Annotated in this window: 6 protein-coding genes and 2 pseudogenes; 7 read left to right on the top strand and 1 reads right to left on the bottom strand. The window is 39.0% G+C overall.

Annotation, left to right across the window (positions count from 1 at the left end; all coding sequences use genetic code 11):
• The 3 genes and pseudogenes from AB4371_RS22130 to AB4371_RS22120 all read left to right on the top strand — a co-directional run.
• On the top strand, window positions 1-233 hold a 233-nt coding region (locus AB4371_RS22130), incomplete at its 5' end, for a hypothetical protein (RefSeq protein WP_372150669.1).
• 757 nt (window positions 234-990) lie between these two features.
• Complete coding sequence (locus AB4371_RS22125; protein ID WP_372150668.1) at window positions 991-3,324, top strand: glycoside hydrolase family 19 protein; 2,334 nt, start codon at window positions 991-993, stop codon at window positions 3,322-3,324.
• A gap of 217 nt (window positions 3,325-3,541) precedes the next feature.
• Window positions 3,542-3,990: pseudogene (locus AB4371_RS22120) on the top strand (transposase); the annotation flags it as partial.
• A gap of 52 nt (window positions 3,991-4,042) precedes the next feature.
• Here AB4371_RS22120 and AB4371_RS22115 read toward each other — a convergent pair.
• Window positions 4,043-4,557 (bottom strand): annotated as a pseudogene (locus AB4371_RS22115) (transposase); the annotation flags it as partial.
• Between the two features lie 261 nt (window positions 4,558-4,818).
• On the opposite strand from AB4371_RS22115, the gene AB4371_RS22110 reads away from it, so the two are divergent.
• The 4 genes from AB4371_RS22110 to AB4371_RS22095 all read left to right on the top strand — a co-directional run bounded on the left by AB4371_RS22110 (window position 4,819) and on the right by AB4371_RS22095 (window position 9,680).
• On the top strand, window positions 4,819-5,325 hold the full coding sequence (locus AB4371_RS22110; RefSeq protein ID WP_372084279.1) for a hypothetical protein: 507 nt from the start codon (window positions 4,819-4,821) through the stop codon (window positions 5,323-5,325).
• Window positions 5,326-5,514: 189 nt separating this feature from the next.
• The gene (locus AB4371_RS22105) at window positions 5,515-6,273 is read left to right on the top strand and encodes a hypothetical protein (protein ID WP_372084277.1); all 759 of its coding nucleotides are present in this window, start codon (window positions 5,515-5,517) and stop codon (window positions 6,271-6,273) included.
• On the top strand, window positions 6,245-8,656 hold the full coding sequence (locus tag AB4371_RS22100) for a TcfC E-set like domain-containing protein (RefSeq protein ID WP_372150667.1): 2,412 nt from the start codon (window positions 6,245-6,247) through the stop codon (window positions 8,654-8,656). Before AB4371_RS22105 ends, AB4371_RS22100 begins: the two co-directional genes overlap by 29 nt.
• Window positions 8,640-9,680: a hypothetical protein gene (locus AB4371_RS22095; protein WP_372150666.1), complete on the top strand. Its 1,041-nt coding sequence runs from the start codon at window positions 8,640-8,642 to the stop codon at window positions 9,678-9,680. The genes AB4371_RS22100 and AB4371_RS22095 overlap by 17 nt, the downstream gene beginning before the upstream one ends.
• Window positions 9,681-10,310 lie beyond the last annotated feature (630 nt).

The following is a 10,310-nucleotide window of genomic DNA, read 5'->3' as shown; positions in this document are numbered from 1 at the left end:
AATTTAGGCAACAACGCCCTCAAATACGGTACTTTCAAGTCGTATTGAGTAGCTCTATCCTGTCACGCGAACTCTATATCGCCGGTTTTAAAATGCAAAACTATAAATTCCAGTACACTACATATGAAGATGTGAAAGTGCGCTTACCTGACCACCTTGTTATAGATGAATCTAATTACTTCCAAACTATTTATCGTTTTGAACATTTGCTGGCCTCTGACGTGCATAATTAGATGAAACTAAATGAGGAAGCAACCATCTGACCGAGTATGGGCACTCCCACGTGTGCAAGTAAATACTGATGACAATGAACGTACAACTGCCCAAGTGTATTCGTTTCATAAATGATGCTGCAGTTATACGTCGAACCATAATGGTTTTGTTCGCGCATTAACTGTCAAATGACTACACGAGCTATTAGCTGTTTGAACAGGCTATTTTTTAATAAAGTTGGTTAGACCTATTTCCCTTTCCTTCATTTGTAGTGCAATTTTTTATATACCTACCGTATCTAAGCCGTGGCTAGCAATGCCTACCCATTGTCCATTTATTTATGCCCTAATTATCTTTCTCGACCGACATTGCTGTGTATGCGAGGAACCAATCCTAATGACGCAACAAGGCTGCAATGATACGCAATGATAAATTGGATATATCTAAATTAAATAGGTAGTATTTTATATTAACGGTAGTTATTCTACAGGGGTTAGTGGTAAAAATGTCCGTAATAGGAATTGACATGATGGTAAGATAATAAATTTAATTTAATTGCCAGGGGAGTAATTCATTAAATATTTTTGTCAGCAATTTCTTGGTGATTAGGTTTTATCTAATGTTGTTTTGTTGATGACTGTTGACAATGAATTGAGAACGTCCATAAGTGATTTTAGGTCGGGCGTAAAGTATTTTTCTAAATGTTTTGCTCTTTTTTCTAGTATGAAAATAGCCTCTAAATTAACTGAAATACACAATAAACTATATAGGAAATATATGAAATTATCTAAAATTGCGTTGGCCTTAACAGTTGCAATTGCTGCTCCAGTTACTGCTATCGCTACTGCTTCTGTTACGCATCAAAATGGTGGGTTGGGTGAAAGTAATAGCTTCATTTTACTCAATGAAAATGAAATAGTTAAGTTTTCCCCTTTACAAGATTATTTTAAAGGGGATAAGGTTGTATACGACGGAAAAATATACCAAGCGAAATGGTATGTGAATAATCAAAATTCCACTTCCCCATCTTTGCTCCCAGGAGACGAGTCTGATTTAACCAACCAGCCATGGGAATATATAGGGGATTATGTTGAAGAACCACCATTTAACGAAAAAAATGAAGTGGCGACAATAAGGACAGGAGCGTTCCTTTCAGACGAAAACTCGGTTCTAACAGCGACAATTAATCTTCCATCAGGTGAGGAATACAGCGTTATATCGCGACCACTCCAAAATATTTCTTTGTATTCAGGTCATTTCTTAGCTGAAGCGATCAATGAAGCTAAAATACCTGGTGTCAAGGCTGGTGAATACCAAGAAAATGGTAAGCTAGAAGTTATTGAATCTACCGGTGGCAGAAACATCATATATGGTCCAGAAGGTACTACTATCGATATCGATGCCGTAAGTTCTTTCGGACGTATCGAACTAGATCACCTTATTTCATCTTTACCGTCAGTATTAATTGCGGAAATTACCACACCAAACGGTGCCTATGTTGTGAGAACAGGGCAGTTAGCAAACGTTTCCCTGTACTCGACTCATTTTCTCGCAAATGCAATCAATGAGGCATCAATACCTGGCGTTGAAGCTGGTGAATACCAAAAGGACGGTGTGGTTCCCGTTGATTATAGTGGTGGCCGGAATGCCGTTTTTGGCCCTCAAGGTTCACACCTTAGCATTAGTTCATTAGAGGCTATTCAGCAAATTAAAACAGACCATATTCAAACCATCGTTCCTGCTAATATTACTGCAAAATTAACCACTCCAGATGGTTCAATAAACTACTTGGAAATACCTGCAACTAGTCCAGTGTCTACATGGAGTACACACTTGGTTGCGGATGCGATCAATGCGCTGGGTATTCCCGGAGTTTTGGCAGGTGAGGCACAACAAGATGGTTCAATTAAAGTTATTGACTACACAGGGGGAAGAAATGCGCTATGGGCACCGGAAGGTACTGAATTAGAGTTATCAGTGGACCAGGAGATAGTGCCAGACCCGAACAAAATCGAAATCCCAAGAAGTAAAATAGAGTTTGATTTAGCTAACGCTGTCACACCTAAGTTTCTTGAAGCACAGCACTCAGTGCGTACTCTTAGCAATAGTGAGGTAGTATTAGTAAGCAGTGGTCGACAAGACAACCCAGAAAATGTCAAACGAGTAGAGCGTATTATTGGTGGTGACAATGGGTGGGAAGCGATTTTTCCCATGCGAAATGCAGCATACAGCTATGACAATTTCTTAAAATCCGTTGCGAAGTTTCCAGGTTTCTGTGAGACATATGAGAATTTGGATTCTGACGCGATATGTAAGAATTTATTGGCGACGTCTTTTGCTCATTATGTACAAGAAACAGGTGCGAATGATTCATGGAGCGGTGTTGAAGAGTGGCAACAGGGCCTATATTGGTTGCGCGAAATCGGCTTCGATGAAGAAAGCAGAAACGGATATAATCAGGAATGCGGTTCAGAAATGGCCTGGTGGGAATGTGGTAAATTCCCCAATGGTGATACTAAGTCATACTTCGGACGAGGAGCGAAGCAGTTAAGTTACTACTACAACTATGGAACTTTCTCTAAAGCTATGTTTGGCGATGAAAGAGTACTGCTTGACGCCCCCGAGAAAGTCGCAGATACATGGTTAAACCTTGCTTCTAGCCTCTATTTCTTCATGACACCCCAATCTCCTAAGCCATCCATGGCTGACGTAGTTATTGGAAACTGGATACCTAACGAATATGATTTGAAAGCAAACATCAAGGGTGGCTTTGGCACCACAACTAATATTATTAATGGTGGTCTTGAATGTAGGGGGGATGAAGAGAGCGCCGCCTCACTACACCGTATTGGCTATTATAAGCAATTCCGAGACCATTTTGGTATGCCAGAAGTAGAAGACGAGTCAACTCTAACATGTGCTGGTATGAATGATTTCCCAACTAACGGCTCTGGTCAAGTTGAAACATATTGGGAAAAGGGTTGGTTTGGCGAACCGAAGTGTCACCTTGTAAGTTATCAAACAGCATATCAGGGGCTATTTTCGAACTCGTCATATGACGACTGTATCCTTGAAAACTGGGAAAACGTAGTGATAGTTGAAGATAAATAGTCTTGTAATATATTTCATGTTTTAACCAAGGAGGCCTGAAAATCGGCCTCCTTTCTCTTATGTGATTACAGTTAAACTAATAGAGGCTTTCTTGCTTAAATCGATGGAACTAAATCAAGAAGCTACGATTTTATCTACTACACCCATCAATCGTCGTCACCTCACGTCTAAACCTCGTTACAAAACAACTAACTGAAAGCAATACAATAAAGCCTTAATCAACCGTGGTTCTCTGACCTTTTGGATTGATGAGCAAACGATAGCCCAGTGAAAACAAACAAGGTAAGCGTGGTAGATCTCGCCGATTCAGCGATTTAGCCATTACTACCGCACTGATGATGAAAGACATTTTCTCTATGCCATAAGGATCAAACGAGCGATTCCGCTTTACCCGCCACGAGAAGGAGCTGCGTTCAGGGAGCGAGGACACCCTCGTAATCTTGCCGTAGGTTGTCAGAAGCTCCACGACTCCAACTATAAGTGGAAAAGCGGTATGGTTATCATAAGCGCTCACTATCAGAGACAGTAATGTATCGGGTAAAACAGTTGTTAGGTGGGAAATTAAGCCTAAGAAATTACAATGCTCAGGTTGGCGAGACCTGCGTTATGATCAAAGCGCTGAATAAGCTTACAGGGCTAGGTATGCCAGAATCTCAGTATGTTGTTTCACAACTGATGAACATGGGACTATCATGTATTCTCACCGAATTAAGCATCAAAGCACTTCATTATCGCCTACATTTAAAAGGCTGACTTCCGCACTAACCGCTTCGTGAGTATCCACTTCTACAGCTAAATGTAATTTACGCCATGTTCTGCGTTTTTCTGCACCATGCTTTTGTACTTTCCACTCACCCTCACCCAAGACTTTGAGGCTAGTTGAGCCAATAAATATACGGCGGATAGCTCCTCTATATTCATCGTTATATTAAACGTGAACTGTCTTCGAGCGTTTACTGTTACAGGTGTAGTCAACGGAACATCCAATAGCTCGAATATCGAGTTGATAAAGCCTTGAAGTACATGCAACGGCAGAGAGAATGCCCTTGATCATAAAAGCTGTTTCAATCGCTGTGTTTGAGTACTGGAAGCCCTTACCACGTATACCATGATGGATTTTGCATTGTCATGCATTTATGTGGATCCATCTATCCAGAACGTAACTGAACTACATTTGCATAGCGCTTTAATATAATCCGCCCAGTTAGTTATCTTTTTTGGCTTTTTCCGCACCACGCAACAAAGGCCCTCTTGATTTATTTTTATTGAGTTATGTAATAAGTCTATTAATGAGTTTGTTAAAAACGATATCAAAATCGGACTCTTTTACGGTTATAGATGGATATATCCACTGCATTTGCGCTAAATTTATCTTTTAGGTTTTTTTGCAGGCAAGAAAAAGGCTAATATTTTGGTGTGGCGAATTTCCACAGCTATCAATAAATATCAAAGTATAGTAATTATATTTTTAATGGATAATTTAGAGGAAAAAAAATGAATTTGAAATCACGTATCAATACATCTGCTTGTCTGTTTCTTGGGTGCATTTTCCCACTAGCAGCCAGCGCAGCACCAGGTGACCAAGTAAATGCCACTATCAACGTAACTACGACTATTGCGGCGCAAGATTTCAAAGTGCGTCCTGTTGGTCGAAACGACTTTAGTGGTGTTATCGCTAATCTTGTTTATGATGAAGTAAATGATTCTTTTAGTTCGTTTAACATGAATATCGAATCGACATTTAGTACAGGACTACGAGCACAGCTACTTGCCCAACCAAGTATTACAAATGGTGTAGACACATTGCCCCTAGACGTGACAATTGATAATAACGCAATTACACACAACTCGTCGCAGATTGACAGTACTCCTCCTTCTGCGGGAACTTTTGTTGCTTATCCTCTCGATATTAATATTGGTCAATATCAACCTATTGGTGCGGCGTTGTCATCGGGTGCATATTCAGGCTCAGTACAACTGGTTTTCGAAGATTCCCTATAAATCACGAGACTTTGTTGCGTAAAAGAATAATCCACTTCACCTGTTATTCCTCAAGCAGTGATAAGTCCACTAAAGCCTTATCGCTTGGTAGATAACTGAAGTGAACTAAGAGTTTTATTCTAAATTTAGGTGCCAATTCTTCGTGAATTCACTATTACGCAACAAAGTCAACCAACGAGACAGACATTGATGTTCAAACTACGAATTTTATTTTTAGTTGTGTTGGCATCTCTTATATCTCTGGCTGCTTCGGCAGCCAGTAATAGAGTTGAAGCTGACCAAGAATTACTAATATTAAAGGGCAATAAAAGAAGTGATTTAATAAAGCTATCCAACCCAGTTGACGATATTGCCTACGTGGAAACGCACGTTGTAGAAGTCACCTTCGATGAAAATGGAAATGAACAGTTAGAGCTAGTTGAAGGCGAAGGAAAAAAAGACTCAATAATTGTCATTCCTGAGAAAGGGTTAGTACCTCCAAAAAGTTCTGTACAGTTTAGAGTCGTCAAAACTGCTGAAAGTGTAGTAAAAGACAGGTATTTTAAAGTTAGATTTGTACCAGTTACTAACAAAAAACTGGAAAGTCCTAATTCCAAGGACAAAGTTAATTCCGGTATATTTATTTCTATTGCGACTAGTGGATTTGTAGCTATTTCAAATGAAGACTCACAACCGGATATTATTTCTACAGTGGATAATGGTATTCTTACGCTAAAAAATAACGGCAATGGAGTTGGTACCTTAACGAATTGTACTCTTTGCTCGGAAGAGGAAGATCTTGATTGCAAAATATTCAATGATATTCGAATGATACCAAACCGAGAGCGTACTTTTGATGTGGGTGATGTTGGTATAGACATGACTAGTGTGGTTTTTAATTGTGACTTAAACAATGGCATAGGTATAAGTAAATATGTCCATGAACAAGATTTTTTATCGAAAAATTAAAAAAGAATTATTTTTTATAACTGTATTATTTCCTTCTATTTCATTTGCACTAGATAGTATCGATAATCCGAAACTTTTAATAGTCAGTGACACTCCTTCTGGTTTCGAAGATGTAGAATTTAGAGATGAGCTTCAATTTAGATTATACGGAAAAACTATAGCAGAAGGATACACGCTATACAAAGGTAGCACTACGAAGTTTTTTATTTACACTTCATCAATGAGTGATGTGGTTGAAATAAAAACCAATAAAGAATATACCTGTGCTGATATCATTGCTCAGCAGTTTATGCTAAATGTATGTGGAGAAGAAACATCTAACTCTGAGACAAAAGTAACATTCAGCGAGCCAGTAAAAGACAGCCGAGTTAAATATATTGAAGTTTTGCTCGAAAACAGAAGAATAAATAGTCAAAATAAACTTGATTATTTGAAGGAGAGTGATGTTAACGCACTAGGAACGGTGACAAACTATAGAATAACCGGTTCTAATAATTTGTCTTATTTTAGTGGTTCTGCACTCTTAGATACTACCATAGGTTATAAAAACAGTTTTTTTGAATTTGAAGGAGGTTCCTATGTTGATGGTAATAGCAATGTTGAATTTGTTAATAATCAAACCGCACTAGGTAAAGATTATGGTTCAAATCGTTATATGTTTTCATTGTTAGACGATCAAACAAGACTAGGAAGTGGCTTCTCAAACGCAATTATTGACATGAGAGATATAAAGCAATTTTCGATCGAAGATGCCTCAGAAAGAAGGTTAGGTAAAAGCGGTCAATTCCTCAATATAGATATTTATATGCCAAGCAGGGGGGTAGTAGAAGTATATCGAGGATCCTCTTTACTATATAGCGCTCCTCATTCAGAAGGTCATAGTTTCATTGATGCTAGTGCTCTTCCTATCGGCACCTATGACATAACAATACATAGAAAACTGAATATAGGAACAACCCTAGCCCCAATAGTCAGGACAGTCACTAATAGAAATACTAATAACGTCGATTTCTTGTCTTTTGGTGTTTATGATGAGCTAAATTCTGGGGATACGAATGTACTATTTGCTTTGTATGAAAAAACTATATTTTCAAATCAAAACCTTGATGTCGAAATTGGTGGTATGTTGTCCGATTTTGACAATTTACTTCTAATGAAAAGTGATTATTTTTTTTCTAGTCAATCTTTTTTAAGCTTTGAGCTTTCTGCACTTGATGAGAGTAATTACAACTTTCTTGGAAGATTAGATACTAAACTTGGCAAACACTTTCTCTTTAATACGGAATATCTGTACAAAAGCATCGAATCAGAACTTAGCGAAAGGTTTTATGTTAACCTTAGCGGACGTTACGAAAATTATTTTTTCGATTCTTTTCATATCAATTATATGTATTCAGCTTTAGAGAATAGTCATGCAAATTATATTATAGATTCTAAGCAATCAGAGATTACTGCTTACTTTAATAAATTTGCTCAATTTAGAGGTGACCCACTATATGTTAGCTATCATGTGGGGGTAAGAGATCGTGATTTCGTATCAAATGAATTCTTCTTCGGCCTAAATTTATCAATGCCTCTGTCTTTTTCAGATAGTTCCTCAGGCGGGGTGAGCTTATTTAGTCAGGGTGGTGATTATGTGGTCAGTGCCTATGCGAATTCTGATATCGACTCTGAATTGATAGAAAGCGTATCTGCAGACATCAGTCATTCGCGGGACAATAGCATCAATGCTCTTTTCGGTTCGCAAATCAGGAATGATAAAGGATCAGGCAATATTTCATTATCAATGAATAGAAACAGTACTGACACTGATTTCACAGGCTCTTTTCTTTACGGTGGTTCTGTCGTCTCATCCGATAACAATGTTGGTTTTTTCGACACTGCATCAAGTTCTTCGGGTTTTTTAGTAGAAAATAGTACGTTTGACCCACGTTCTACGTCAGAAATTGACCTGATATCAGGAAGAGAACAAGTGGTATTAGATGGAAAATTGAGTTTTATCCCAGTGGCTGAATATGATTCAGCTACACTCTATGTACATTCGAACAGTGCTACTATCGATGATGAAGATAGACTGCATCATGGTGTTTTTTATAAAGGAGGCGTTAAGTTTATAGAATTAGAACCAAGGAACTATTTTCACGTGGCAGGCTTTATAGAGAATATAGATGCATCTAATAGTATAAAAATCGTCAACCATGAATCTTCAGTAGTTATTAATAGAGACATCAGCGACGGATATTTTCAGCTGGCCGTTTCCGAGCAGTTTCCTATAATAGAGATTTTCTCTGATGATAGATTATTATGCACTAAAGAGTTAAGTAATTATAATCGTGATGAATATGTATATCTGGGAGAATTAAGTTGTGAAACAGGTTTTTAAATTTTCAATATTGTTCTTATATAGTGCTTGGCTTGATGCAGCCAGTTTTGGACAGGTACATTATAAACTCGACCCTTCAAGTGGAGCTACTTATTTTACCAAGGTAGCTAGCTCAATACATAACCCAAGTTGTTCACAGAACTCTATTCTTGGGGGGTATACTAGAATAAGTGTTATAGATATCACTAATGCAGCTCATGGGTATGTAGTTAAATACGGGAACGGGGTAACAGAGCAAGTCTTAACAGATAACTATGGTAACCAACTGCCTGTTGAAATTAGTGTTATTGGCCATTATGTGCTAAGGGGACCGAGGTTCTGGGGCGGTGGTAGTGCAAAAGGTAATTACTGTTACGCACGTCAAGGCTATAGTGATCATGAGTCTGAAATGCTTTATTACAATGTTGGTACCGGCGTCACTCATGACGGTTATGCGCCTGACAATGGTCATGGGTACTGGGAAGTTTTATTAGCAATGAGAGTCAGCCCTAGTTATTCCGGCCCTCTAACGCCTGGTAGGTATTATGGTAATGTTAATTTGAACTCTAGTACATATCACCTTAAGCCTCGTGACAGTTGGGAGACGTTATCTGGTCATATTGTACTGGACATCGGACACGTTTTCAAAGTCAATATACCATACCGAGCGGGATCGCTTAATTTTGAACAAGGGGATCATCCATATTGGGGGGCCGGATTACCCATAAAAATCCAGACTAACGAATCATTCAACATAAAATACAGCTGTGGCGGTAATTTGGGAAAAAATAGTAATGGACAATGTTTGTTGGACGCAAACGGTTTTGCGCAGAGAGTTCGCATTCGTTTCGACCATATAAACTCGTTGATTGAGCTAGGAGCAGATGTCTGGACACATTATGATGCAGCCACATTTAATCCGTCTCTTGCCCATGTTCGTCAACAGGTGGGTTCGATAGAATTTTCTGTGGCAGACCTTCACCTAGCGACTCCTGGAAAGACTTATACTGGTACTTACAACTTCATAGTGGAAGCCGATTATTAAAAAGCATAGTGGGCTTCGTTGGGCCAACTTTGCAATGAGCTCTGGACGTTTGTGGACAGATATTCGCGCGTCCAGTCATGCTTAGCTGTTATTTCTGACCATTCCTGTTGGATACGCCTCCAGTACCGGAAGCAGCTAGGCATCAAAATTTCTGGCTGCTTTGTATTGCGAGACTGAAGGTAAACTCTGCCGAGTCGGGCTTTCGACGTTTTTCAAGCTACTAGTCACTGGTTGGTTATTAATTAAGCAACCTCTTTTTCTGGATTCAAATGAACGTCACCAACTGGTTCGCAGTTCTTGATTTCTTCTGACTAACGTTCAGGGTTTTGCTCTCGGCGTACCTCTAGAACTGCCGTTCTTTTTTGTAAGCTCTCACTACCCTTACCCGCATGTCTTTCCGAAGGCGTCACGTAGTTTAGTCTTCGATGTTTATGCTCATTGTTGTATCACTCTACGAACCTGTCTATCCAAGCTCTCTCATCTTGGCTTTCATCGTTGAAGATTTCATTTGCCCCCCCCCCCGTTAACCGAGCGAAGTATGAATACCATAGGACGACAAGTTTTTATTTACTTGTCGTGTTTATGCTGTTGGGGGAAGGTAGTAGTTGAAGGCGTTGTTAATGATCAAAT

The sequence above is a fragment of the Vibrio sp. 10N.261.51.A3 genome (assembly GCF_041471965.1).
In the GTDB taxonomy this organism is placed as follows: Bacteria; Pseudomonadota; Gammaproteobacteria; order Enterobacterales; family Vibrionaceae; genus Vibrio; species Vibrio crassostreae_C.
Note: the sequence above shows the minus strand (reverse complement) of the source record. Positions and strands in the feature narration are given on the sequence as shown.